Source organism: Streptomyces sp. AC555_RSS877, assembly GCF_019049245.1.
Taxonomy (GTDB): domain Bacteria; phylum Actinomycetota; class Actinomycetes; order Streptomycetales; family Streptomycetaceae; genus Streptomyces.
In genome coordinates this window covers 232,791-258,024 of record NZ_JAGMUK010000060.1, presented here as the reverse complement: position 1 = coordinate 258,024, position 25,234 = coordinate 232,791, and the positions used below count along the sequence as shown (strand labels likewise).

The following is a 25,234-nucleotide window of genomic DNA, read 5'->3' as shown; positions in this document are numbered from 1 at the left end:
GCCGGAATGAGCATGACGCCCCCGCCCGGCTGGTACCCCGACCCGTCGGCGCCCCATCTGGAGCGCTGGTGGGACGGGGCCGCCTGGACCGGACACCTGCGCGCACCCGAGGCCCCCGGGCCCCCGCAGCCGGCCGACCGGGCGTCAGGACGGGCCAGGGCCGTCGCCCTCACCACCGCGGCCGTCGTCCTCGGCGCCGCGATCGTCACGGGAGTGGCGGTACTCGGCGAGGACGACGACACCGGCGGACCGGCGGCGGAGGCCCTGCCGACGGCCGTCACGTCCACGGCCCCCGCCGGCACCCCCACGCCGACCCCCTCGGAGCCGACCGGCGCCGCCCCGGACGTCGTGGTCGACGAACTCAACGGCATCACCCTGCCGTTGCCTGACGGCTGGACCCCGCCGAAGAACGTCGCGGAAGACGACGTCGTCATGACCACCGACGACGGGACGTACGACTGCCCGGCCGGCGTCGGCACCTGTCGGCACGGCCTCGTCCTCACCTCCACGGTCACCGAGAACGACGAGAAGTCCCCCAGGACCCTCGCCGAGCAGGACATTCCCGAGGCCGCCGACGCCGCGTACGACCGCGACTCCCTCGACCGGCGCCTCTACGGCGGCATCGAGTCGCACCGGACCGTCGAGTCCGGGCCGGTCGCGGTGGCGGGCCGGGCCGGGTACTTCGTGCGCTGGCGGGTCAAGACCGCCCAGGGACCCGGCGGTTACGTGCAGTCGCTGGCCTTCCGGTCCAGCGTCGGCAGCGAGGCGCCGGTGATCGTGCGGTTCGTGTTCGACGCGGGTCCGGACGGGCCGCCGCTCGCCGACATGGACCGGATCACCAAGGGGATCCGGTCGATCGGCGACGCGGACACGGGCGGCGGCGTGGGCAGCAGCATCGGTCCGGAGGACTGACCCGGAGGACCGAGAGGGGGAGGGCCCTCGAGAGGGCCTAGAGGAACGTGTGGCCTTCCCCGCGGTACGTCGGGACCGTCGCCGTCACCGCGTCCCCCTCGATCAGATGCAGCACGTCGAAACGCTCGCACAGCTCACCGGCCTTGGCGTGCCGGAACCACACCTTGTCGCCGAGCAGGAGATCGTCGGCCGGGGAGCCGAGCAGCGGCGTCTGGACCTCGCCGGGCCCCTCCTGCGGGTCGTACTTCAGTCCTTCCGGCAGGTACGGCACCGGCAGCCGGTCGGGCCCGGCCGCGCCGGAGGCGGGATAGCCGCCGCCCAGGACGGTCACGACCCCGACCCCCGGCCGCCGTACGACGGGCTGGGCGAACAGCGCCGCCGGACGACCGCTGAAGGACCTGTAGTTGTCGAACAGCCGCGGCACGTACAGCCCCGAACCGGCGCCGATCTCGGTGACCGCTTCCTCCGCGGCGGTGTGCTGCACACTGCCCGTGCCGCCGCCGTTGACGAACTCCAGGTCCGGCACGACGGCCCGCACCGCGCGCACCACCTCACCGCGCCGCTCGGCGAGTTCCCGGCGGGCGGTGGCCTGCATCAGCCGGACGGCCCGCGAGCGGAACGGCCGTCCCGCGACCGCGTCCCCGACACCCGCGATGTGCCCCTCGTACGCCATGATCCCGGCGACCTTGAACCCCGGCCGCCGGGCCACGGCACGGGCCATGTCGGCGACCTGGGCGGCAGAGTGCAGCGGGGAGCGCAGGGCACCGACCCGCACCCGGCCCCCGAACAGCTTCAGCGAGGTGTCCAACTCCAGGCAGACCCGGACGACTTCGCGTCCACCGCCGCGCGCCTCGTCGATGAACCCGAGCTGTGCCGGGTCGTCGACCATGACGGTCACGGCGGCGGCCAGCTTGGGATCGGCGGCCAGTTCGGCGAAGCCGGCGCGGTCGGCGGAGGGATACGCGAGCAGGATGTCGTCGAACCCGGACCGCGCGAGCCACAGGGACTCGGCGAGGGTGAAGGACATGATTCCCGCGAAGCCGTCCCTGGCCAGGACGCGTTCCAGCAGGGCCCGGCAGCGTACGGACTTGCTGGCGACCCGGACCGGCTTGCCGCCGGCGCGGCGGACGAGATCGTCCGCGTTGGCGTCGAAGGCGTCCAGGTCCACGATCGCCACAGGGGCGTCGAGATGGGCGGTGGCCCGGTCGTAGCGGGTCCGGTCAGCGGCGCGCGCAGTCATGAACGCAGCCTGCCAGACAGGATTACCGCGGGGTAGGGGGACGTTCCGGGCAGATGCCCCGGGCTCGTGGACTGGTTCCCGTTCGCCCAGGAACAACCCGTAGAGTGACGCGCACGCACGGAGGACGTCCCGGCCCCGGTCGCAGGCCCGCGCCGGGATGCCGGTTTCCCCGTGTGGGTATGCGTGCCCGGACGGCCGAGCCCGCCCCGGGCGGGCCACGACGACAAACGGCCCGCGTACGAGGAGACGGCCCGGGCACGAGGAAACGGGGGGTGGCCCGCATGAGCACAGAGGCACGTCACCCCGCCGTCCCCCCACTCCCGCCCGAACCACCCGCAACGGGGGACCCCGGCACCGATCGACCGACGACGCCCCCCACGGGAGCGGCACGCACCAATGTTCCCGCCGCGGCGGACCGTGGCCCATGGGACGGCTTCCTCAGCGCGCGCCGCCCGGCTGGTACGGCGGGGAGTGACGGGTCCGGCGTGCGGGGCTCGGCCGTTGCCGGGAGCGGTGACGGTTCCGGTGCGGTGACGCCGCCCCGGCGGGGCACTGAGGCGGACGGGACCCGAGCGACCTCCGAGGACCAGGACATCCGGCTGCGCTTCCCGAATCTGCGTACCCCGGCCCCCCGTGACGCCGCCCTCACGTCCCCGCCCCCGCCGCCGGCTTCCGCACGCTTCCCCGACACCCCGCCGTCAGCCGGCCGGGACACGCAGGGGGACACCGACGTGACGGGTACGCCGCCCCACGGCGAACCCACCCAAGCCCCCCGCCGACCGCACCGAGGCCCTACGCCGACCCGGCCTGACGCCGTGCCGTCAGTGTCGGCTCCCCGCGCCTCTGGGCCCACCGTGCCGGGCACGGTACCGCCCAGGCCGAGCGCCGGCCCTCCGGCACACGGCCCCGCGCCGACCCGGCCTGACACCGGCCCGTCCGTACCGAGCTCGGGGTCGGCTTCCGCGAGCGCCGGGACATCTGGCACCGGCTCCGTGCCGCCCAGGCCGAGCGCCGGCCCTCCGGCACACGGCCCCGCGCCGACCCGGCCTGACACCGGCCCGTCCGTACCGAGCTCGGGGTCGGCTTCCGCGAGCGCCGGGACATCTGGCACCGGCTCCGTGCCGCCCAGGCCGAGCGCCGGGCCCTTCGAGCAGCGCTTCGTGCCGTCTCGCCCCGGCTCCGGTACCTCCGCGGCGCGCAGGCCGGGGACCGCGGGTCCCGCGACTGGCTCCGTGCCGGTTCCCCCCGGCACCGCAGCCCCGGCGTCCGGCTCCGTGCCGCCACGTCCCCCTCATCGCCCCCCGATACCGCCCCGCCCTTCCGGAGCGCCCGTCGAGACCGCGTCGGAGAGGACCTTCCGGATGCGCCCGATTCCCGCGGAGCTGCCCCCCGAGGTGGACACCCACCGGGCCGGGACGCCCGCCGAGCCCGCGCGCCGCCCCGACTTTCCCCCGCGACCCGCGCACGAGGCACCGACCCCGGGCCGTACCAGCCCCCCGCGCACGTCCTCGGCGTCCGCCGGCCGGTCAAACGGCCCGGGTGCGTCTTCGCCGGGCACGGCCCCCGGAAGTGACAGGCGTCCCGCGTCACCGGCCACCGGCCCACGCACGTCTCCTCCGGGCACCGTTCCCGGCAGCCGCTCCAGCTCCCGTACCCCTTCGGCCCCCGTCCCCGGAAGCAGCTCCCGTACGCCTTCGGGTCCCACCGAACCCGAGACCCGCTCCGGGCAGTCCGGGGCGCCCACCGTCCCCGGCGGCCGTTCCCGCGTTCCCGCCCCGCCCACCAGCCCTCCGAGCGTTCCCCGGATTCCTTCGGCGCCCAGTACTCCGCCCTCCGGTACGCCCGTCTTCTCCCCGGACCCCTCCCTCTCCTGGAGCGCTCCCATGGCGCCCGGCGGGACGCCCGGGTCGGGGCGGCCCGTGATCTCGTTCGCGGAGCCGGAGGGGTACGACGACAAGGTGCGGCCGCGGTCCCTCGGGATGCTCGGGATGCGGGGGCGGCCCCGGATAGCCATGGTGGCCGCCTGTGTCGTGCTCGGACTGGGCCTCATCGGCGGCGCGGTGACCGGGAGTTGGCTCATCGGCGAGCCGGGGGAGGCCGGGACGGGCGACACGTTCGCCACGGCCCGCGGTCTGTGGCACAGCATCCCGGTCGACCAGCTGTTCCCGCCCACCGTCGAGGGCCAGGGCGCCGGGCCCGGCGGAGCCGACCGCACCTGGACGCGTATCGCCGTCGCCCCCGACAGCGGCTGCAAGGACGCCTTCGACCCGCTGCTGCGCAAGGCCCTCACACCCGTCGGCTGCGGACGCCTCCTGCGCGCCACCTACACCGACGCCACCGAGAGCTACGTCACCACCGTCGGCCTCCTCTTCACCAAGGCCGACCCCGCCGCCATGACCGCCCTCAGCAAACGGTTCAAGGACGAGGGTCTCGGCAGCCGCACCGACCTCATGCCCCGGCCGTACGCCGCCAAGGACACCGTCGCCGCCGACTTCGGCCCCGCGCAACGCGCCTCCTGGACCGTCTCCGTCCTCACCGACGCCCCCGTCGTCGTCTACGCCGTCTCCGGCTGGGCGGACGGCCGTAAGGTCGACGCTCCGCTGCCCGCCGCCGAGGCCATGAAGTCCGGCGCCACCACCGCCCCCGCCCAGGCCGGCCTCGGCAACGAGGCCCAAGGCCTCGCCGACCGCGTCGAACGCGGGCTGCGCAAGACCGTCAGCTCGCCCTCGGAGAAGCCCTCATGAGCCGCACGCGACCCGTGAGCCGTACGACCCGCCGGGCCGGCCTGCTGAGCGTCCTGCTCGCCGCTTCGGTCGCCCTCGTCCCGCCCACCGTCGCGCACGCCGACGGCATACGCGCCAAGCAGTGGGCCCTGGACGCGATGCACACCCAGCAGGCGTGGCGCACCACCAAGGGCGCGGGCGTCACCGTCGCCGTCCTGGACACCGGCGTCGAGGCCGACCACCCCGACCTCGACGGCAACGTCCTCACCGGCAAGGACATGATCGGCTTCGGCGCGAAGGAGGGCGACCGCCCCTGGGCCCGCCACGGCACCGCGATGGCCGGCATCATCGCGGGCCACGGACACGGCGTCGGCAACGCCGACGGTGTCATGGGCATCGCCCCCGAGGCCAAGATCCTCCCCGTCCGGGTGATCCTCGAGGACAAGGACCCGGCCCGCGCCAAGGCCCGCAGCACCCGCGGCAACGCCCTCGCCGAAGGCATCCGCTGGGCCGCCGACCACGGCGCCGACGTCATCAACCTCTCCCTGGGCGACGACTCCGCCTCCGCCCACCCCGAACCCGCAGAGGACGAGGCCGTCCAGTACGCGCTGAAGAAGGGCGCCGTCGTCGTCGCCTCGGCCGGCAACGGCGGCGAGAAGGGCGACCACATCTCCTACCCGGCCGCCTATCCGGGTGTGATCGCCGTGACCGCCGTCGACCGCTTCGGCACCCGTGCCTCCTTCTCCACCCGCCGCTGGTACGCCACGGTCAGCGCCCCCGGCGTGGACGTCGTCATCGCCGACCCGGACCACGAGTACTACGAGGGCTGGGGCACGAGCGCCGCCTCCGCCTTCGTCTCCGGCGCGGTCGCGCTCATCAGGGCCGCCCACCCGGACCTGACCCCGGCACAGGTCAAGAAACTCCTGGAGGACACTGCCCGCAACGCCCCGGCCGACGGCCGTGACGACTCCCGAGGCTTCGGCTTCGTCGACCCCGCGGCCGCCCTCACCGAAGCCGGCCGCCTCAAGCCGGAGGGCCTCCAGGCCGCCGCCTACGGCGACAAGTACTTCGGCTCCGGCCCGGACGCGGCCGAGACCGGCAACGACACCGCCGACTGGGCGGCCCCCCTCGCGGGCGGCCTCGGCGGAGTGATCCTGGTCGCGGCGGTGGTGCTGTGGCGCGGCAGCCGCGAGCGGCAGGAAGACTTCTGACGCTCTTCTGACGGCACAGGCCACAAGGCGTACGGCGGCCTCCGGGCGCCTACTTGGAGACAGCCGTCGACACGGATGCCAATGCCGGTGTCGAAGCGCCGTTCCCTTCGAACACCGACACCGCCGCCTTCGCCGCCGCCTCCGTCAGCGAAATCCCCTTCGCCTGTGTCGAGTTGCCCTTCGACAGCACCGCCACCAAGTAGTCGCGGCCCTCCACCGTCACCCGCCCGATGCTGTTGATGTCCCACAGCCCGGTCGTGCTGCGCGCCAGCCAGCCGTTCTTCAGGGCCCACCGGGAACCGTCGGCCGCGGCCGACACCCCCCAGTGCTGGTCGACGGCTATCTGCCCCATCAGCCCCTGGACGTACGCCCGCGAGGCCTCGCTCAGCTCCGAGTCGTCGCCGAACACCTGCTGGAGCAGTGCCAGTTGGTCGGCGGCCGTGGTCTGGGTCAGCCCCCACAGCATGTCGTCGCCACCCGCGGTGTCCGGGAGGCCCAGCCGCTCGTTCGCGGCGTCGAGACCGTCCGCCTTCCCGATGAGGCGCCACAGGGCCGACGCGGCGGTGTTGTCACTGTTCTCGATCATCGCGGTGGCGTACGACTTCTCCTGCGCGGTGAGATGCCGGTCCGCGTCCTGCGCCTGGAGGAGCAGCGTCGCCAGGATGTCGACCTTGACGATGCTCGCGGTGTCGAAGGCGTCGTCGCCGTGCGTGGCGCTCTCGCCGGAGTCCAGGTCGAGCACGGCCGCGGACATGTCGGCACCGTCCTCCACGCTCACCGCCTTCAGAGCGTCGGCCAGCAGTTCGTCGTGCTCGACGGTCGGCTCCGCCACAGGTTCCACCGATGTCTCCCCTTTCGCCGAATCCGGAGCTGGAGCCGGAGCCGCGGCCGACGACGAGGCCGACGGCGTCGCCGCCGACGATACGGCGCCCGCACCGGAGTGCGCCTGCGCCTGCACGAACACGGTCCCGGCCGCCGTACCGCCGAGGACGGCCACGGAGGCGAGCGCGGTGTACATCAGGGGGCGGCGCCGGGACGGACCGGAGCGAAGGCTGCGGGCGGCTCTGGAGGACTCCATGCCGCGATGCTGGGGGTACCGGCTGTGCGGGCCGTTAGACGGACGTTAGATGTGTGTCAGGGATATCCGAGAAACCCGTGAAAGTCGTCACGGGCAGGTTTCCGGGCCCGCACAAGCCCAGCAGCATCCCCCCTATAGGGTCGGTGACCGTGGCGAACAAGAACATTCCCGACTCCGGCTTCTCCGACGACGACGGCACGGCCGACCCCCGGCTGAGCGCGGCGCTCGCCGCCTGGGCCGAGGACCGCACCGCCGCGGGCCCCGTCCTGGAGGCCCTCAAGGGCGCCCGGCTCCTCGTCCCGGTGGTGGCCGTGCTCGGCGAGGTCGAGGAGGACGAGAACGGGCTGCGGCGCGAGAAGACCAGCGACATGGCCGTACCGACCCTGAAGGCCGGTCACCGCACCGCCCTGCCGGCCTTCACCTCCACCGAGTCGCTGGCCCGCTGGGACCCGGCGGCCCGCCCCGTCGCCGTACCGCTGCACCAGGCGCTCCAGGCCGCCGCGCACGAGAAGGCGGACACGGTCCTGCTGGACATGGCGGGACCGGTGCCGTTCGAGCTGACGGGGGCCGCGCTGCTGGCGCTGGCGGAGGGGCGTACGACCACGGATCCGCTCGCCGACCCGGCCGTCGTGGCGGCCGTACGGGACGCGGTGGCCGCCGAGCCCGCCGTACTGCGCGCCCACCTCGGGCCGGGGCAGGCCGACGGCACCCTCGCCCTGGTCCTGGACTCCTCCGCACCGCCCGCCGAGGCCGCCCGGGCCCTCGCGCAGCGGCTCGCCGCCGACGACACACTGAGGGCCCGCCTGGTGCGCGGCCTCGACCTGGCACTGCTGCCGGCCGGAGCGACGCCGCCGGGCGAGCCCCTGTACGTACGTCCGTGAATCAGCCGTAGATCGGGCCGGTGTACTTCTCACCGGGACCGTGGCCCGGCTCGTCCGGGACGAGCGACGCCTCGCGGAACGCCAGCTGCAGCGACTTCAGGCCGTCGCGCAGCGGGGCGGCGTGGAACGAGCTGATCTCGGTCGCGCTCGCGTCCAGCAGACCGGCGAGGGCGTGCACCAGCTTGCGGGCCTCGTCCAGGTCCTTGTACTTGTCGCCCTCCTCCGTCAGACCGAGCTTCACGGCGGCGGCGCTCATCAGGTTGACGGCGACCGTCACGATCACCTCGACGGCGGGGACCTCGGCGATGTCGCGGGTCATCTCGTCGAAGTCGGGGCCCGCGGCGGACCCGGCGGACTCAGCAGGGGTGTCACTCATGCCCACACGATAGGCCCCGGTGTACGACGGTTCGCACCACCCCCGGGTTGCTGCTAACCTTGTGTGACGACCGGCCGGACACATGTGTGTAAGTGTGACTGGCCACAAGTGGAGGCTCCGATCTCCCACCTGACCGTCCCCCCGGGGCGGCGGGTCACCCCGGTCAGGCGGCCACCATCGTTCCGTACGGACGATGGAGTCGCCCGAATGTGCGCCCCGCGGCATCACCGCGGCGGTGCTCCGGTAGTGCTTGGAGCCCCGCCTGTGATCGTCCGGGGCATTTTTTTGTGCTTCGGCGCGGTTAGGTCTGTCTGACAGAGACAAACGCGGCCGTCCGCCAGATGGCCGTGTGGTGCTAACCGAGGAGGATCCATCAGCGCCGAGCCCCGCATCAACGACCGGATTCGCGTTCCAGAGGTGCGACTTGTCGGTCCCAGTGGCGAGCAGGTGGGCATTGTCCCGCTGGCCAAGGCACTGGAGCTTGCGCAGGAGTACGACCTGGACCTGGTCGAGGTGGCGGCAACCGCCCGTCCGCCTGTGTGCAAGCTCATGGACTACGGGAAGTTCAAGTACGAGTCGGCCATGAAGGCCCGTGAGGCGCGCAAGAACCAGGCGCACACGGTCATCAAGGAGATGAAGCTCCGGCCGAAGATCGACCCGCACGACTATGACACCAAGAAGGGTCACGTCGTTCGGTTCCTCAAGCAGGGCGACAAGGTCAAGATCACGATCATGTTCCGTGGTCGCGAGCAGTCCCGGCCGGAACTCGGCTACCGACTGCTGCAGCGTCTCGCGGAGGATGTGGCCGACCTCGGGTTCGTCGAGTCGAACCCGAAGCAGGACGGCCGAAACATGATCATGGTTCTCGGTCCGCACAAGAAGAAGACCGAGGCGATGGCCGAGGCCCGCCAGGCGCAGGAAGCCCGCAAGGCAGAAGCGAAGGCCAACCCCGGCAAGTCGCAGAACGCCGCGGAGTCCGAGGGTGCCGAGGACGAAGTGAGTGCCGAGGGCGAAGTCGAGGCTCAGGCCGAGGCTCCCGCCGAGGCGTGATCCCGGGGGACGCGAGTCCCCAGGACGTAACCGATACAACAGCGACGCTCCACCGTGCCCGGTTTTCGTGACCGGGCACCGGAGTGCCACCGACGAGGAGAACGGCGCCATGCCGAAGAACAAGACGCACAGCGGTGCCAAGAAGCGCTTTCGGGTCACCGGCTCGGGCAAGGTGCTGCGCCAGCGCGCCGGCCGCCGCCACTACCTGGAGCACAAGCCCTCGACGCTGACCCGCCGCCTGGCCGGCACCGTCGAGCTGGCGCCGGGCGATGCCGCCAAGGCCAAGAAGCTTCTCGGGATCTAGTGCGCGCCCTGCGTGGGCAGGGCCTAGCCGATAACCGGGACCAAGCCGTTCTCGGGTCACCCTCGTGACCCAGCTACAAGGAGTTAACAAGTGGCACGCGTCAAGCGGGCAGTCAACGCCCACAAGAAGCGCCGGGCGATCCTCGAGCAGGCATCCGGCTACCGCGGTCAGCGTTCGCGCCTCTACCGCAAGGCCAAGGAGCAGGTCACCCACTCGCTGGTCTACAACTACAACGACCGCAAGAAGCGCAAGGGTGACTTCCGCCAGCTGTGGATCCAGCGCATCAACGCCGCTGCCCGCGCCAACGGCATCACGTACAACCGGTTCATCCAGGGTCTGAAGGCGGCGAACGTCGAGGTCGACCGCAAGATCCTGGCCGAGCTGGCCGTGAACGACGCCGGTGCGTTCGCCGCGCTGGTCGAGGTGGCCCAGAAGGCGCTGCCCAGCGACGTCAACGCGCCCAAGGCGGCGTGACGCCACGCGTCGCCGCGCCGGCTGTGGCCGACGTGACTGAACGGACCCGTGGGCAGGTGCCCGCGGGTCCGTCGTTGTGCTGACCGGTAACCGAAGGTGAGTCGCATGGCCCCCGTCACCCCCGAGCTGATCTCCCCCCGCTCCCCCCGCGTCGCCGCCGCCCGGCGGCTCGCGAAGCGGAACTTCCGGGGCAAGGAGCGGCTGTTCCTCGCGGAGGGGCCGCAGGCGGTACGGGAGGCGGCGGCCCACGCGTCCACGCTGGTCGAACTCTTCGCCACGCCGGACGCGGCGGAGCGGTACGCCGACATCATCGGCGAGGCCCGTGACGCGGGGGCCCGGGTGCACCTCGCCGACGAGCAGGTCATCGCGGACATCTCCACCACCGTCACCCCGCAGGGTCTGGTCGGGACCTGCCGGTTCCTCGACACGCCCTTCGAGGACATCCTCGCCGCCCGGCCCAAACTCGTCGCGGTGCTCGCGCACGTACGCGATCCCGGGAACGCCGGCACCGTCCTGCGGTGCGCCGACGCCGCCGGTGCCGAAGCCGTCGTCCTGACGGACGCCTCCGTCGATCTGTACAACCCCAAGGCCGTACGGGCCTCCGTGGGCTCCCTCTTCCACCTCCCCGTCGCCGTCGGCGTGCCCGTCGAGCGGGCCGTGGCCGGGCTGAAGGACGCCGGAGTGCGCATCCTCGCCGCGGACGGGGCCGGTACCGACGACCTGGACGACGAGCTCGACAAGGGGACCATGGGCGGGCCGACCGCCTGGGTGTTCGGGAACGAGGCCTGGGGGCTTCCCGAGGAGACCCGCGCGCTCGCGGACGCCGTGGTCCGCGTCCCGATCCACGGGAAGGCCGAGAGCCTGAACCTCGCCACCGCGGCCGCCGTATGTCTCTATGCGTCAGCCCGTGCACAGCGCGCCTCCGCAGGGTGCCGCTCCGTCACCGAGAGCTAGTAGGGTGACCTGCTCGGGGGCCCTGCGCCGTCTGAGAGGTGGGGTACGGGGATGAGCGTCGGCACGAGCAGCGCACCGGGAGCACGGGACGTACGGCGTCCGCCCGCGTCCCGTCCCGGCGATCTGACCGACCTCGGCATCGATCCCGACCAGCTGCCCGACGGACTGGTCGTCGCGGACGAGCACGGGCGCGTGATCTGCTTCAACGCCGCCGCGGCCCGGATCACCGCCCTGCCCGCCGAGGACGCCCTCGGACAGCGGCTGGAGAAGGCCCTGCCGTTAGAAGACCTGGAGGGCCGTCGCTGGTGGCAGCTGACCGATCCCTACGGCGGTCTCGCCATCCGGGTCGGACAGCCCGAGCGCAACCTGCTGCTGCACGGGGGACGCGAGGTGCTGGTCTCCGCCACCTACGTGCGGACGCGGCCCACCGGACCGGTCCGCCGGGTCGTCGTCTGTCTCCGTGACACCGAGGCCCGCCGCCGCACCGAGCGCAGCCACGCCGAACTGATCGCCACCGTCGCCCACGAGCTGCGCTCCCCGCTCACCTCGGTCAAGGGCTTCACGGCCACCCTCCTCGCCAAGTGGGAACGCTTCACCGACGACCAGAAACGGCTGATGCTGGAGACCGTCGACGCCGACGCCGACCGGGTCACCCGCCTCATCGCCGAACTGCTCGACATCTCGCGGATCGACTCCGGGCGCCTGGAACTCAGGCGCCAGCCCGTCGACATCGGCGCCGCCGTCGGACGGCACATCCAGGCGTACGTCGCCGCGGGCCTGGCCGCCGACCGGTTCCTGCTGCGCCTCGAACAGCCGCTGCCCGACCTGTGGGCCGACCCCGACAAGATCGACCAGGTGCTCAGCAACCTGCTCGAAAATGCGGTGCGGCACGGCGAGGGAACCGTCACGATTGACATCACGGCCACGGCGTCCCCCCGAGAGGGGGAAGGCCATGAGAACGCAGCCACGTCGGTCACGGTGAGCGACGAGGGGTCCGGCATCCCGGAGGAGTCCATGAACCGCGTCTTCACCCGTTTCTGGCGGGGCAGCAAGCGCGGCGGCACGGGTCTCGGGCTCTACATCGTCAAGGGCATCGTCGAGGCCCACGGCGGCACCATCACGGTCGGCCGCGCCCCCGGAGGCGGCGCCGAGTTCCGATTTACGTTGCCCGTGAGCGCTCCGGCCTACCTGACCTGAGCAGCCCGCGGGCGCATTCGAACATCCCCACCCCGTTAGACTCGGCCTTTGGCACCTTTGTGTCCCGAAGCCGACGACGATTCGTCCATGGATCGGTGACGGGGACTCCAGCCAGCCAATCGGAAGCACGGGAAGAGATGTCGGCACCGAATAAGTCGTACGACCCTGTCGAGGTCGAGGCGTTGAAACCGGAAGAGATCGAGCGCATGCGGGACGAGGCGCTCGCCGCCTTCACCGCCGCCGATTCCCTCGACGCGCTCCAGGAGGCCAAGGTCGCGCACACCGGCGGCACCTCGCCGCTGGCCCTCGCCAACCGCGAGATCGGCGCACTGCCCCCGCACGCGAAGGCCGAGGCCGGCAAGCGCGTGGGCCAGGCCCGCGGCGCCGTGAACAAGGCCCTCGCCGCCCGCCAGGTGGAGCTGGAGGCCGAACGCGACCAGCGGGTGCTGGTGGAGGAGGCGGTGGACGTCACACTGCCGTACGACCGCGTACCGGCCGGCGCCCGCCACCCGCTCACCACGCTCTCCGAGCGCATCGAGGACGTCTTCGTGGCCATGGGCTACGAGGTCGCCGAGGGCCCGCAGGTCGAGGCCGAGTGGTTCAACTTCGACGCGCTCAACATCGGCCCGGACCACCCGGCCCGCGGCGAGGCCGACACGTTCTTCGTGCAGGGCCAGGGCGGCGGCACCGAGTCCGGCGTCGTGCTGCGCACCCACACCTCGCCCGTGCAGATCCGCTCCCTGTTGGGGCGCGAGCTGCCGGTGTACGTGATCTGCCCCGGCCGCGTGTACCGCACCGACGAGCTGGACGCCACGCACACGCCCGTCTTCCACCAGGTCGAGCTCCTCGCCATCGACGAGGGCCTGACCATGGCCGACCTCAAGGGCACCCTGGACCACATGGTCCAGTCGCTGTTCGGCGAGGGCATGAAGACCCGGCTGCGGCCCAACTTCTTCCCCTTCACCGAGCCGTCCGCCGAGATGGACATGGTGTGCTACGTCTGTCGCGGCGAGTCCGTCGGCAACCCCGACCGGCCCTGCCGCACCTGCTCCAGCGAGGGCTGGATCGAGCTCGGCGGCTGCGGCATGGTCAACCCCAAGGTGCTGACCGCCTGCGGCGTCGACCCGGAGAAGTACAGCGGCTTCGCCTTCGGGTTCGGCATCGAGCGGATGCTGATGTTCCGCCACAACGTCGAGGACATGCGAGACATGGTCGAGGGTGACGTCCGGTTCACCCGGCCGTTCGGGATGGAGATCTGATGCGGGTCCCGCTTTCTTGGCTGCGGGAGTACGTCGACCTGCCGGCGACTCAGACCGGTCGTGACGTCCAGGCCAAGCTCATTTCGGCCGGCCTCGAGGTCGAGACGGTCGAGCAGCTCGGCCACGACCTCAAAGGCCCGCTCGTCGTCGGCCAGGTGCTGACCATCGAGGAGCTGGAGGGCTTCAAGAAGCCGATCCGCTTCTGCACGGTCGACGTCGGCCAGGCCAACGGCACCGGCGAGCCGCAGGAGATCGTCTGCGGCGCCCGCAACTTCGTCGTCGGCGACAAGGTCGTCGTGGTGCTCCCCGGCGCCACCCTGCCGGGCGGCTTCTCGATCTCCGCCCGCAAGACGTACGGCAGGACGTCCCACGGGATGATCTGCTCCGGCGACGAGCTGGGCATGGGCGACGACGGCAGCCACGGCATCATCGTGCTGCCCCCGGAGACCGAGGTCGGCAAGGACGCCATCGAGCTCCTCGAACTGGTCGACGAGGTCCTGGACATCGCCGTCACCGCCAACCGCGGCGACTGCCTGTCCATCCGCGGCGTCGCCCGCGAGGCCGCCATCGCCTACGGCCTGCCGCTGAGCGACCCGGCCCTGCTCGACGTCCCCGGCCCGAACGCCTTCGGCTACCCGGTGAAGGTCCTGGACCCCGTCGGCTGCGACCGCTTCACCGCCCGCACCGTCACCGGCCTCAGCCCCGAGGCGCGCTCCCCGCTCTGGCTCCAGCGGCGCCTGCAGAAGGTCGGCATGCGCCCGATCTCGCTCGCCGTCGACGTCACGAACTACGTGATGATGGAGCTCGGCCAGCCGCTGCACGCCTACGACCGCTCGCTCGTCCAGGGCACCATCGGCGTCCGCCGGGCCGAGGAGGGCGAGAAGATCGTCACCCTCGACGGCGTCACCCGCACGCTGCACGCCGAGGACCTGGTGATCACCGACGAGCGCGGCCCGATCGGCCTCGCCGGGGTCATGGGCGGCGCCAACACGGAGATCGCCGACCACACCGAGGCCGAGGGCACGACCGACATCGTGATCGAGGCCGCGCACTTCAACGCGGTCTCCATCGCCCGTACGGCCCGCCGCCACAAGCTGTCCTCCGAGGCGTCCAAGCGCTTCGAGCGCGGCGTCGACCCGCAGGCGGCCTCCGCCGCCGCCCAGCGCACCGTCGACCTGCTGGTGCTGCTCGCGGGCGGCACCGCCGAGGCCGGCGTCACCGAGGTCACCGCGCCGTCCGCGCCGCACACCATCGCCGTCGCGGCCGACCACCCGGACAAGGTCGCGGGCGTCGAGTACGGCCGCGAGACCGTCGTACGCCGCCTCCAGCAGGTCGGCTGCGACGTGTACGGGCAGGACGAGCTGATCGTCACCGTGCCGTCCTGGCGGCCCGACCTGGCCGAGGTCAACGACCTGGCCGAAGAGGTCATCCGCCTGGAGGGCTACGAGAACCTGCCCTCCACGCTGCCCAAGCCGCCGTCCGGCCGCGGCCTGACCCACCGGCAGCGACTGCACCGCCGCGTCGGCCGGGCCCTGGCCGGCGCCGGATACGTCGAGGCGCCGAACTACCCGTTCGTCAGCGAGCAGGTCTTCGACCAGCTCGGCCTCGCGGCCGACGACCCGGCCCGCCGGGTCGTCAGGCTGGCCAACCCGCTCAACGACGAGGAGCCGGCGCTTCGTACGTCGCTGCTGCCGGGCCTGCTCGCCGCCCTGCGGCGCAACGACGGCCGGGGCTCGCACGACCTCGCGCTGTTCGAGACCGGCCTGGTCTTCCTCCCGCGTGAGGAGCAGCGGGCGGCCGTCTCGCCGCCCGTCGACCGGCGTCCGACCGACGAGGAGATCGCCGAACTCGACGCCGCGCTTCCCGAGCAGCCTCGCCATGTCGCGGTCGTCCTCGCAGGCGCCCGCGAGCAGGCCGGCTGGTGGGGCAAGGGCCGGCCGGCCGACTGGGCCGACGCGGTCGAGGCGGCGCGGGCGGTGGCGCGCGAGGCCGGTGCCGAACTGGTCGTCCGCGGCGGGCAGTACGGACCGTGGCACCCGGGTCGGTGCGCCGAGCTGGTGATCGTCGCCGACGGTGCCGAGCGGGTTGTCGGTCACGCGGGTGAGCTGCACCCGCGCGTACTGAAGGCGCTGGGCCTGCCCGCGCGCAGCTCCGCGATGGAGCTGGACCTGGACGCCCTGGAGCGGGTCGGTGACGGCGCCCCGCAGGCGCCGAGCATCTCCACGTTCCCGGTCGCCACGCAGGATGTCGCGCTGGTGGTCGACACCTTCGTACCGCAGGCCGATGTGGAGGCCGCGCTGCGTGAGGGGGCGGGTGAACTGCTGGAGGCGATCCGGTTGTTCGACGTGTACGAGAACGCCGAACAGCTCGGTGACGGGCGGAAGTCGCTGGCGTACGCGCTGCGGTTCCGGGCGGCCGACCGGACGCTGACGGTGGACGAGGCGTCGGCGGCTCGGGACGCCGCGGTCGCCCTCGCGGGCGAGCGTACGGGGGCTGTCCTCAGAGGTTAGTCGTCGTGGTGGCTGCTGTTGTCGACCGGCCCACACCCCCAATTCGGTCACCTCACTCGATTGAGTGACTTCTCCTGGTGATCTGGCCCTTTCGGGGCATGCGGTCGACAGAATCGGACCGGCCTTTCGGGGTCGGTCCGATTGCGCTGCAGGCCTATTTGGGGGGCCATCGGCATGATCCGTATCAAGGCTGGGGCACCCCGCAGGGCGGGGCGGGCCCGGACGGACTCACGGGGGCCCGGTCGCCGGGGTCTTCCCGCATGGCTGCGGACCGGCACCCGTCGGCCGTTGCGGCGAGTCCTCTCGCTCGGGCTGCCCACGGCCTGGGGCACCGCCGCGGTCTCGTACAAGCTGGCCTGTCCGCTGGCCCAGCAGGACGGCTTCTGCGCGCGGGCCGTCACCAGCGCCGTCTTCTTCGCCGTGGGCGCGGGACTGATTCTCCACGTGCGCCACTCGCTGCTGCGCGAACTGCGGCAGGCCCGTGAGGTCGCGAGCGCCGCCCAGAGCGTGCTGCTGCGGCCGCTTCCCCCGCGCATCGACGGGCTGGACGTCGCCGCCGCCCAGTTGTCCGCCGACCGGGGCGCCGCCATCGGCGGCGATCTGTACGAGGTCGCCGCCACCGAACACGGCGTACGGGTCGTGATGGGCGACGTCCGGGGACACGGGCTCGCGGGGATCGCCACGGCCGCCGCCGTCCTCGGCTGCTTCCGTGAGGCTGCCCACGACGAGGCCCGACTCGACGGTGTGCTGCGCCGACTGGAGCGCGCACTGGCCCGGCACCTGCGCGAGCGCGCCCGCGCCGAGCACCCCTCGGTCGGCCCGGAGCCCGACAACCCGGTCGCCGAGGAGTTCGTGACCGTACTGCTGCTGGAGATCGGCCGGGACGGGGAGGTGCACGCCCTCAACTGCGGTCACCCGTGGCCCTATCTGCTCAGCGGCACGAGGGTCGAGCCGCTGGCTCGCGCCGACCCGCTGCCTCCCCTCGGCCCGTTCCCGCTGCCACCCGAACTGTCGCCCGTGGCGTGCGGACGGCTGTTGCCGGGCGAGGCGGTCGTCCTCCACACGGACGGAGCGGAGGACGCCAGGGACGCGGACGGCCGGTTCTTCTCCCTGGCGGACGCGCTGTCCGAGGCCGTCCACGACCGTCCCGTGGTGGTCCCGCAGGTCGTCCTGGGGTCGGTCTTCACCGCTCTCCTGCACCACACACGAGGCGCACCGACGGACGACGTGGCCCTACTGGTGCTTCGCAACGGCCGATCAGGCCGACGTCCCTCAGCGGTGCGAGCAGCCACGGCGCATCCGCAGCGGACCACGCACTGACCGCGACCACGCCCGGCCACCAGGCGCGCTCGCCTGCGCGGCGCACCGACGGGGCCGTCCGCCCCGCCACGGAGTGTCGGGCAGGCAGCTGGGCGGACGGCGCGGAGTCGGGCCGCCGCACTGTACGAGGGGGAGCCGGCGGCCCGGCCGGCCTCTTGCGAGGCATTTCAGTCAACCGGCTGGAAACTCTCCGCGACAGTGTGCACACAGCGCGGATTCGAGTACTCCGTTCACACCCCGTGCGAACGAGGACCCACTACTCTGTCGGCACCGAGGCACCCGGGGGGCATTCCATGCAGCCCAACACTCTGCTCGACGCGATCCTGGACGAGGCGGGCATCTCGCATGCGGGACTCGCCGCCCACGTGAACCAGGTGGGCCGGGCGCGCGGTCTGGCGCTGAGATACGAACACACCGCCGTGGCGCGGTGGCTGAAGGGACAGCGGCCCCGCGGTCAGGTGCCCGACCTGATCTGCGAGGTGCTCGCCGCCCGGCTGCAGCGACCCGTCACCCTCGACGACATAGGCCTCGGCGTACCCGGTGAGCCGTCCGCCCCGCACGGCACCTCGCTGTCCGGGTTCGTGGAGCGGGCCACCGCCCTGTGGCGCTCCGACGAGCAGCAGCGACCGCACATCCTGGGCGCTCCCGCGGTCACCGGCACGCCCGCCGTCATGCCGGTGTGGGAGTGGGAGAACCCGCCCGAGGACGTCGACGTCTCGCGCGGTGGCCGGCACCGGGTCACGGCGGCCGATCTCGAGATGCTGCGGGCGGCCCGTACGCACTACGAGCAGATGTACCGCAAGGCCGGCGGGGTCGCGACCCGGGCCCGGATCGTGGGCTTCCTGAACGCCGAGGCGGCCCCGCTGCTGCGCGGCAGCTACACCGACGAGACGGGCCGCCAACTGCACCGGGCGACCGGCGGGTTGGTGGCGGTCGCCGGGATCTGCGCGTACGACTCCGACGCGCACGGTCTCGCCCAGCGCTACTTCCACCAGGCGCTCAGGCTCGCGAAGGCCAGTGGGGACCGGGGACTTGGCGCGTACGTGATCGCCCTTCTGGTCAACCAGGCGCTGTTCATGCGGGAGTACCGGCAGGCCGTCGCCTTCGCGGAGGCCGCGCTGCGTGCCGCCGGCCGGCACATCACCCCGGCGCTCGCCTCCGACCTGTACGCGATGCAGGCGAAGGCGTACGCACACCTCGGCGACGGCACGAGTGCGCTGTCCTGCATCCGGCGGGCCGAGCAGGCCGCCGAACGGATCCGGCGCGGTTACGAGCCGGACGAGACGGGCTATGTCCAGCCGGGACTCGTCAACGTCCAGGTGGCGGAGGCGCTTCTGAGCCTGGGCGAGGTGGCGGCGGCGCGGGAGCACGCCATGGCCGCCGTCGACAACCCCGCCCACGACCGGGGCCGGGTGCACCGGCTCGCCATGCTCAGCACGATCGAACTGCGCCAGGGCAACGCCGACAAGGCGGTGGCCATCGCCGTGCAGATGGCCGAGCAGGCCCGCGGAATGGAGTCCCAGCGCCTGCGCGACAGACTCCGGGCGGTGCGCCTGCACCTGTCGCGCAGCGGCTGCGCGGGCACCGCCGAGGCCGCCGCGCTCATCGACGGGGCACTGCGCGTACCGCTGTAGGACCGGCACGCGACCGCCGACACTCATCGTTCCTGCTGCGATATTGCCACTTACTCGACGGAAGGTGGCAGAACCGTGCAGTGGACGAAACAGAACGAACGAACTGTGTATGGAAATCGCTGGTTCACCGTCAACCTGGCAGATGTGGAGCTGCCGGACGGCCGGCACCTGGACCACTTCCTCATACGACTGCGGCCCGTCGCGGTGGCCACCGTGGTGAACGAGGCCAATGAGGTCCTCCTCCTGTGGCGGCACCGCTTCATCACCGACAGCTGGGGGTGGGAACTCGCGGCGGGCGTCGTCGAGGACGGCGAGGACATCGCGGCGGCGGCCGCCAGGGAACTCGAGGAGGAGACCGGCTGGCGGCCGGGACCCCTGCGCCACCTGATGAGCGTGGAGCCGTCCAACGGGCTCACCGACGCCCGGCACCACATCTACTGGGCCGACGAGGGTGAGTACCTCGGACACCCCGTGGACGACTTCGAGTCGGACCGCCGGGAGTGGGTCCCCCTCAAGCTCGTCCCCGACATGGTCGCCCGCGGCGAGGTCCCGGCCGCCAACATGGCGGCCGCGTTACTGCTGTTGCATCATCTCCGGCTCGGGCTGGACGCCATGCCCTGATACGCCCCCCACCGCGTCCTGGAGCCGTGCTAGCGCCCCAGGGCCTGCCAGATCGTCACGACGAGCGCGCCCATGGCGGTGAGTACCGCGACCGCGGGCAGCGGCCAGCGGGCGTGCTCCAGGGCGGTGATCCGGGCGGTCAGGTCGTCGAGTCCCTTGTCGGTCTCCTCGGTGCGATGACTGAGCAGGGCCAGCCCTCCCTCGACGCGTGCGTACGCCACGTCGAGTCGGCGCCGTAACTCTGCGAGTTCCCCATGGACCACGGGATGCTCGGGGTCGGCGGTCACGAGTCCGCTCCTCTCTGTAGTCTTCACATCCCTTGCATGCGCATGAAGAGTCAACTCGCCTGGTGGGCGCGTGGGGAGAGTGTGCGAGGGGCATATGCGAGCCCGGGGCGCACACGGTGTGTGAATGCGACGGGCCCGGCACTCCGAAGAGCGCCGGGCCCGTGGTCGTCGCACTGTGTCATCAGCACCCTGTAACGGGCACTGTGCAATCAGCCGTAGGTGTAGAAGCCCGATCCCGACTTCCGGCCGAGCCGGCCCGCGTCGACCATGCGCTGCAGCAGCGGGGGAGCGGCGTACAGCGGCTCCTTGTACTCCTCGTACATGGAGAACGCCACCGAGGCCACCGTGTCCAGACCGATCAGGTCGGACAGCTTCAACGGGCCCATCGGGTGGGCGCAGCCCATTTCCATGCCGTTGTCGATGTCCTCGCGGCTGGCGATGCCCGACTCGAACATCCGGATCGCGGAGAGGAGATACGGGATCAGCAGCGCGTTGACCACGAAGCCGGAGCGGTCCTGGGCGCGGATGGCGTGCTTGCCGAGCACCTTCTCGGCGAAGACCTGGGCCCGGCTGAGCGTGCCCTCCGAGGTGGTGAGCGCGGGGATCAGCTCGACGAGCTGCTGCACCGGGGCCGGGTTGAAGAAGTGGATGCCGATGACGTGGTCGGGCCGCGAGGTGGCGACCGCCAGCCGCACCAGGGGGATCGAGGAGGTGTTGGAGGCCAGGATCGCGTCGGGCCGGGTGACGACCTGGTCGAGGACCTGGAAGATCTCGGTCTTCACCTGCTCGTTCTCCACGACGGCCTCGATGACCAGGTCGCGTTCCGCGAACTCGCCGAGGTCGGTGGTGAAGCTGAGGCGCGCCAGTGTGGCGTCCCGCTCCTCCTCGGAGATCTTGCCGCGCTCGGCGGCCTTCGCCAGGGAGTTGAACAGCCGGGTCCGGCCGATCTCCAGGGCCTCGCCGGTGGTCTCGGCGACCTTCACGTCCAGGCCGGCGCGGGCGCACACCTCGGCGATGCCCGCTCCCATCTGGCCGCAGCCGACCACTCCGACGCGCTCGATGTCGGTCACATCGTCCCTTTCGCTGGTCTACGGGCAGCGCAGACGCGTGGGTCCGGTACGCCTGCTCCGTTCGTGCACGTTACCGCCAAGTATCGATGATCGATCGCCGGGGTGGGGCATCCGTCGGGCATCCTGGGGCGCAATGACGGTCCGTGCCGCGCGGATCCGCCGTGTTCGGGGGTGTGCGAATGGGACGAGTGTCACGGCGGGCGTTCGCGCTGGCCGCGCTGGCGACGCTGACGTCGGCCTCGGGCGGTGCGTCGGCCGAGCCGGGCGGCCGGGCGGCCCGGCCGCGGCGGGTCGCGGAGATGCGGGGCGTGTGGCTGGCGACCGTGATGAACCGGGACTGGCCCTCCCGGCCGGGCCTGAGCGCGGCGGACCAGCGGGCCGAACTGACCGGCCACCTCGACAGGGCCGCCCGGACCGGCCTCACCGCGGTGATCTTCCAGGTACGTCCCACCGCCGACGCCCTGTGGCCCTCGCCGTACGAGCCCTGGTCGCAGTACCTCACCGGCACCCAGGGCGGGCACCCCGGCTGGGACCCGCTGGGCACGGCCGTCCGTGAGGCGCACGCGCGCGGCCTGGAACTGCACGCCTGGTTCAACCCGTACCGGATCGCGGCCCACGGCGATCCCGGCCGACTCGTCAGGACCCATCCCGCCCGCCGGCATCCGGACTGGGTGGTGCCGTACGGCGGAAAGCTCTACTACAACCCGGGTCTGCCCGAGGTCCGCGCCTTCGTCCAGGACGCGATGCTCGACGCGGTGAAGAAGTACCCGGTCGACGCCGTGCACTTCGACGACTACTTCTACCCGTATCCCGTGGCGGGCCAGAGCTTCGACGACGACGCGGCCTACGACAGGCACGGCGGCGGCTTCCCGAACCGGGCCGCCTGGCGGCGGAACAACATCGACCTGCTGGTGCGCGAGATGTCCGCCCGGATCAAGGCGATCCGGGCCGCAACGCGCTTCGGCATCAGCCCCTTCGGGGTGTGGCGCAACGTCACCACCGACCCGCTGGGCTCCGACACCCAGGCGCTGCAGACGTACGACGACGTGTACGCGGACACCCGCAAGTGGGTCCGGGAGAACTGGATCGACTACATCGCCCCGCAGCTGTACTGGCACATCGGCTTCGCCGCCGCCGACTACGCCAAGCTGCTGCCCTGGTGGGCGGAGGTGGCCCGGGGCACCGGGACGCGGTTGTACGCCGGTGAGGCGTTGTACAAGGCCGGCGCCCCGGCGCAGCCCGAGGCCTGGCAGGACCCCGCCGAACTCTCCCGGCACCTCACGCTCGCCCAGGACCATCCCGAGGTGGGCGGCCATGTCTTCTTCGCCGCCAAGGAGGTGGCGGCGGATCCGATCGGGGCCATGGCACGGGTGATCGCCGACCACTACGGGCGGCCGGCGAGGACCCCGAAGGACAGGCCCTAGTACTAGTGGTTGGTTTCCCGGTGCCGGATCTCGGTGTCGGGGCCGGGTGAGCACACGCCCTCGTGCCCGTCCTGGAAGCGGACGCGGTACGGGGGGTTGCCCTCCTGCCCCATCACCTCGACGATCTCGCCGACCTTGTCGTTCTGTCCGACCACCCTGCCGTGCTGGACAAGCTGGTCGCCCACGGTTGCACGCATCTGTCAGGCCTCCTCACCATGTGCGGGAGCAGCGGTCCGTGGCCTCGAGTTTACGGCGCAGGGCCCGGTCGGGACCGGTGCGTGCAAGCCGCTCAGCCTCGCGCCCGCTGCGTGACGGCGATGCACACGAGCACCGCCGCGGCCGTCAGCGGTGCGGCCACCGTCAACTGCTCGCCCAGCAGCAGCACCGACCACACCAGTGTGAGCAGCGGCTGGGCCAACTGCAACTGGCTGGCCTTCGGGATGCCGATGGCGGCCATGCCCCGGTACCAGACGACAAGGCCGAAGAACTGCGACCCCGCCGCCACCCACAGCAGCCCGGCCACGCTGTGCGCGGTGAGCCGGAGGGGTTCGTACGACAGCGCCAGCGCGGCGGCGGGCACGGCGAGCGGCAGGCACAGCACCAGCGCCCAGCCGATGACCTGCCAGCCCGGCATGACCCGGGCCAGCCGGCCACCCTCGGTGTAGCCGGCCGCGCACACCAGCAGCGCCCCGAAGAGGTACACGTCGGCGGTGCCGAGGGCGCCGCCGCTCTGCTGCACGGTGAAGGCGGCCACCGCGGCGGCTCCCGCGAGCGCCGCGGCCCAGAAGGTGCGGGAGGGACGGGTGCCCATGCGCAGGGCGGAGAACAGGGCGGTGGTCAGAGGGAGCAGGCCGACCACGACGGCGGCGTGCGCGGTCGTGGACGTCTCCAGTGCGAGCGTGCTCAGCAGCGGGAAGCCGACGACGACGCCGGCGGCGACCACGGCGAGCCCCGGCCAGTGGCGCCGGGTGGGCACCGGTACGCGCAGCCCGAGCAGACAGCCGCCCGCGATCAGCGCCGCGAGGACGCTGCGCACGGCGACCAGGGACCAGGGGCCGAAGCCCTCCAGGCCCCAGGCGGTGGCGGGGAAGGTGAGGGAGAAGGCGACGACGCCGAGGGTGGCCTGGAGGGTGCCGGCGGCGGTCGTACCGCTGGTCCCGGTCGCACCCGTCGGCCCGTTCGAGGCCGTGACCGCTATCTGGTTAGAAGCGGTAGCGCTACTCTGTGCTCTCATGCAAGAGCGTAGCAGTGTGGCAGACCTGACGGACCGGCTGCGTCGGGAGCTCGACCGCTACTCGCCGGGCGGAAAGCTCCCGTCGAGCCGTGCCCTCGTCGAACGGTTCCGGGTCAGCCCGGTGACCGTCTCGCGCGCCCTCGCCCAGCTGGCCGCCGAGGGGCTCGTGGTCACCAGGCCCGGCGCCGGCGCCTTCCGGGCCCGGCCGCGCACGCAGGCCGCTGCCGTGGGGGACACCTCCTGGCAGGAGGTCGCCCTCAGTGCGGACGGCGCCGCCGACCTCGTCCCGCGCTCGGTGGACGCGTCCGGCGTCCTGGTCACGCTGGCCGCTCCGGCGCCGGGCGTGATCGAGTTCAACGGCGGCTACCTGCACCCCTCCCTGCAGCCGGAGCGGGCGATGGCCGCCGCGCTGTCCCGTGCGGGCCGGCGCCCCGGCGCGTGGGGGAGGCCGCCCGTCGAAGGGCTGCCGGAGCTGCGGGAGTGGTTCGCGCGGAGCATCGGCGGTCCCGGCGGGAGCGTCACGGCCGCGCAGGTGCTGGTGACCTCGGGCGGCCAGTCCGCGCTGACGACCGCGCTGCGCGCGCTCGTCCCGCCCGGCGCGCCCGTCCTCGTCGAGTCGCCCACCTACCCGGGCATGCTGGCGATCGCCCGCGCGGCCGGTCTGCGCCCGGTCCCCGTCCCGGTCGACGCGGACGGCGTACGGCCGCCCCTGCTCGCCGACGCGTTCCGGGCCACCGGCGCCCGGGTCTTCGTCTGCCAGCCGCTGTTCCAGAACCCGACCGGTGCCGTGCTCGCCCCCGAACGGCGTGGCGAGGTGCTGCGCGTCGCGCGCGAGGCGGGCGCGTTCGTCGTCGAGGACGACTTCGTGCGGCGGCTCGTGCACGAGGACGCGGGGCCGCTGCCGCGTCCGCTGGCCGCCGACGACCCCGACGGCGTCGTCGTCCACGTCGGCTCGCTGACCAAGGCGACCTCACCCAGCTTCCGGGTGAGCGCGCTCGCCGCGCACGGGCCGGTGCTGGAGCGGCTGCGCGCCATCCAGGTCGTCGACACCTTCTTCGTGCCCCGGCCCCTGCAGGAGGCGGCCCTCGAACTGGTCGGCTCGCCCGCCTGGCCACGCCATCTGCGCGCGGTCTCCGCCGAGTTGAAGACCCGCCGCGACACGATGACGGCCGCGCTGCGGCTGGGCCTGCCCGACCTCGCCCTCCCGCACATCCCGTCCGGCGGCTACCACCTGTGGCTCCGCCTGCCGGACGGCACGGGGGGAGAGTCCGCCCTGGTGGCGGCCGCCCTGCGCGCGGGCGTCGCGATCACCCCCGGCCGGCCCTACTTCAGCGCCGAACCGCCCGCCGGACACGTGCGGTTGAGCTTCGCGGCGGTGGCGGGGACGGGGGAGATCGCGGAAGGGGTACGGCGACTTCGTACGGCCTGTCAGGAGGTGTTCTAGGGCGGTCCGGCGGATCAGGTCGCAGGACATG

General features: G+C 72.5%; 22 protein-coding genes and 1 pseudogene. 16 read left to right on the top strand and 7 right to left on the bottom strand.

Translation table 11 applies throughout. The features are described from left to right. Window positions 1-12: 12 nt before the first annotated feature. Window positions 13-912 (top strand): DUF2510 domain-containing protein, encoded by a 900-nt coding sequence (locus KUM49_RS27965; RefSeq protein ID WP_217239780.1) that lies wholly within the window; start codon window positions 13-15, stop codon window positions 910-912. Window positions 913-949: 37 nt separating this feature from the next. On the opposite strand, the gene KUM49_RS27960 is transcribed toward KUM49_RS27965, so the two are convergent. Beyond that, window positions 950-2,152, bottom strand: a complete 1,203-nt coding sequence (locus KUM49_RS27960) for an amino acid deaminase/aldolase (protein WP_217239724.1) — start codon at window positions 2,150-2,152, stop codon at window positions 950-952. 1,883 nt (window positions 2,153-4,035) lie between these two features. Between KUM49_RS27960 and KUM49_RS27955 the strand changes: the two genes are divergently transcribed. Together KUM49_RS27955 and mycP are read left to right on the top strand one after the other, a co-directional pair. Next, window positions 4,036-4,896, top strand: coding sequence for a hypothetical protein (locus KUM49_RS27955; protein ID WP_217239723.1), 861 nt, complete (start codon window positions 4,036-4,038; stop codon window positions 4,894-4,896). Beyond that, a complete protein-coding gene (mycP, locus tag KUM49_RS27950) occupies window positions 4,893-6,086 on the top strand; it encodes a type VII secretion-associated serine protease mycosin (protein WP_217239722.1) in 1,194 nt (397 codons plus the stop codon). The genes KUM49_RS27955 and mycP overlap by 4 nt, the downstream gene beginning before the upstream one ends. 49 nt (window positions 6,087-6,135) lie before the next feature. On the opposite strand, the gene KUM49_RS27945 is transcribed toward mycP, so the two are convergent. Beyond that, on the bottom strand, window positions 6,136-7,164 hold the full coding sequence (locus KUM49_RS27945; RefSeq protein WP_217239721.1) for a serine hydrolase: 1,029 nt from the start codon (window positions 7,162-7,164) through the stop codon (window positions 6,136-6,138). A gap of 149 nt (window positions 7,165-7,313) precedes the next feature. On the opposite strand from KUM49_RS27945, the gene KUM49_RS27940 reads away from it, so the two are divergent. Beyond that, window positions 7,314-8,045, top strand: coding sequence for an SseB family protein (locus KUM49_RS27940; RefSeq protein ID WP_217239720.1), 732 nt, complete (start codon window positions 7,314-7,316; stop codon window positions 8,043-8,045). 1 nt (window position 8,046) lies between these two features. On the opposite strand, the gene KUM49_RS27935 is transcribed toward KUM49_RS27940, so the two are convergent. Next, complete coding sequence (locus tag KUM49_RS27935) at window positions 8,047-8,421, bottom strand: DUF1844 domain-containing protein (RefSeq protein WP_217239719.1); 375 nt, start codon at window positions 8,419-8,421, stop codon at window positions 8,047-8,049. Window positions 8,422-8,768: 347 nt separating this feature from the next. Here KUM49_RS27935 and infC point away from each other — a divergent pair. The 10 genes and pseudogenes from infC (at window position 8,769) to KUM49_RS27885 (ending at window position 19,744) form a co-directional block, all read left to right on the top strand. Continuing rightward, window positions 8,769-9,471, top strand: a pseudogene (gene infC / locus KUM49_RS27930) (translation initiation factor IF-3). Window positions 9,472-9,580: 109 nt separating this feature from the next. After that, window positions 9,581-9,775, top strand: coding sequence for a 50S ribosomal protein L35 (gene rpmI, locus KUM49_RS27925; protein WP_217239718.1), 195 nt, complete (start codon window positions 9,581-9,583; stop codon window positions 9,773-9,775). Window positions 9,776-9,865: 90 nt separating this feature from the next. Beyond that, window positions 9,866-10,249, top strand: a complete 384-nt coding sequence (gene rplT, locus KUM49_RS27920; RefSeq protein ID WP_004002577.1) for a 50S ribosomal protein L20 — start codon at window positions 9,866-9,868, stop codon at window positions 10,247-10,249. A gap of 105 nt (window positions 10,250-10,354) precedes the next feature. Then, the gene (locus KUM49_RS27915; RefSeq protein WP_217239717.1) at window positions 10,355-11,203 is read left to right on the top strand and encodes an RNA methyltransferase; all 849 of its coding nucleotides are present in this window, start codon (window positions 10,355-10,357) and stop codon (window positions 11,201-11,203) included. Window positions 11,204-11,254: 51 nt separating this feature from the next. Next, window positions 11,255-12,400, top strand: a complete 1,146-nt coding sequence (locus KUM49_RS27910) for an ATP-binding protein (RefSeq protein ID WP_217239716.1) — start codon at window positions 11,255-11,257, stop codon at window positions 12,398-12,400. 137 nt (window positions 12,401-12,537) lie between these two features. Then, window positions 12,538-13,659, top strand: coding sequence for a phenylalanine--tRNA ligase subunit alpha (gene pheS / locus KUM49_RS27905; RefSeq protein ID WP_217239715.1), 1,122 nt, complete (start codon window positions 12,538-12,540; stop codon window positions 13,657-13,659). Continuing rightward, window positions 13,659-16,169, top strand: coding sequence for a phenylalanine--tRNA ligase subunit beta (pheT, locus tag KUM49_RS27900; RefSeq protein ID WP_217239714.1), 2,511 nt, complete (start codon window positions 13,659-13,661; stop codon window positions 16,167-16,169). Before pheS ends, pheT begins: the two co-directional genes overlap by 1 nt. A 174-nt stretch (window positions 16,170-16,343) precedes the next feature. Further along, window positions 16,344-17,489, top strand: a complete 1,146-nt coding sequence (locus KUM49_RS27895) for a PP2C family protein-serine/threonine phosphatase (RefSeq protein WP_217239713.1) — start codon at window positions 16,344-16,346, stop codon at window positions 17,487-17,489. A gap of 293 nt (window positions 17,490-17,782) precedes the next feature. Continuing rightward, window positions 17,783-19,123, top strand: a complete 1,341-nt coding sequence (locus KUM49_RS27890; protein WP_217239712.1) for a transcriptional regulator — start codon at window positions 17,783-17,785, stop codon at window positions 19,121-19,123. A 75-nt stretch (window positions 19,124-19,198) separates the two neighbouring features. Beyond that, window positions 19,199-19,744 (top strand): NUDIX domain-containing protein, encoded by a 546-nt coding sequence (locus KUM49_RS27885; RefSeq protein WP_217239711.1) that lies wholly within the window; start codon window positions 19,199-19,201, stop codon window positions 19,742-19,744. A 29-nt stretch (window positions 19,745-19,773) separates the two neighbouring features. On the opposite strand, the gene KUM49_RS27880 is transcribed toward KUM49_RS27885, so the two are convergent. Next, window positions 19,774-20,031 (bottom strand): hypothetical protein, encoded by a 258-nt coding sequence (locus KUM49_RS27880; protein WP_217239710.1) that lies wholly within the window; start codon window positions 20,029-20,031, stop codon window positions 19,774-19,776. Between the two features lie 209 nt (window positions 20,032-20,240). Continuing rightward, complete coding sequence (locus tag KUM49_RS27875; protein ID WP_217239709.1) at window positions 20,241-21,101, bottom strand: 3-hydroxybutyryl-CoA dehydrogenase; 861 nt, start codon at window positions 21,099-21,101, stop codon at window positions 20,241-20,243. A 179-nt stretch (window positions 21,102-21,280) separates the two neighbouring features. Here KUM49_RS27875 and KUM49_RS27870 point away from each other — a divergent pair, with 179 nt between their 5' ends. Continuing rightward, window positions 21,281-22,525 (top strand): glycoside hydrolase family 10 protein, encoded by a 1,245-nt coding sequence (locus KUM49_RS27870; RefSeq protein WP_217239708.1) that lies wholly within the window; start codon window positions 21,281-21,283, stop codon window positions 22,523-22,525. 2 nt (window positions 22,526-22,527) lie between these two features. On the opposite strand, the gene KUM49_RS27865 is transcribed toward KUM49_RS27870, so the two are convergent. Both KUM49_RS27865 and KUM49_RS27860 read right to left on the bottom strand, forming a co-directional pair. Then, complete coding sequence (locus KUM49_RS27865) at window positions 22,528-22,722, bottom strand: DUF1918 domain-containing protein (protein WP_217239707.1); 195 nt, start codon at window positions 22,720-22,722, stop codon at window positions 22,528-22,530. Window positions 22,723-22,814: 92 nt separating this feature from the next. Then, a complete protein-coding gene (locus KUM49_RS27860) occupies window positions 22,815-23,759 on the bottom strand; it encodes a DMT family transporter (RefSeq protein ID WP_217239706.1) in 945 nt (314 codons plus the stop codon). Here KUM49_RS27860 and KUM49_RS27855 point away from each other — a divergent pair. Further along, window positions 23,758-25,203 carry a PLP-dependent aminotransferase family protein gene (locus KUM49_RS27855; RefSeq protein ID WP_217239705.1) on the top strand — a complete coding sequence of 482 codons (1,446 nt, stop codon included), beginning with the start codon at window positions 23,758-23,760 and terminating at the stop codon, window positions 25,201-25,203. The two genes, KUM49_RS27860 and KUM49_RS27855, sit on opposite strands and share 2 nt — an antisense overlap. Window positions 25,204-25,234 lie beyond the last annotated feature (31 nt).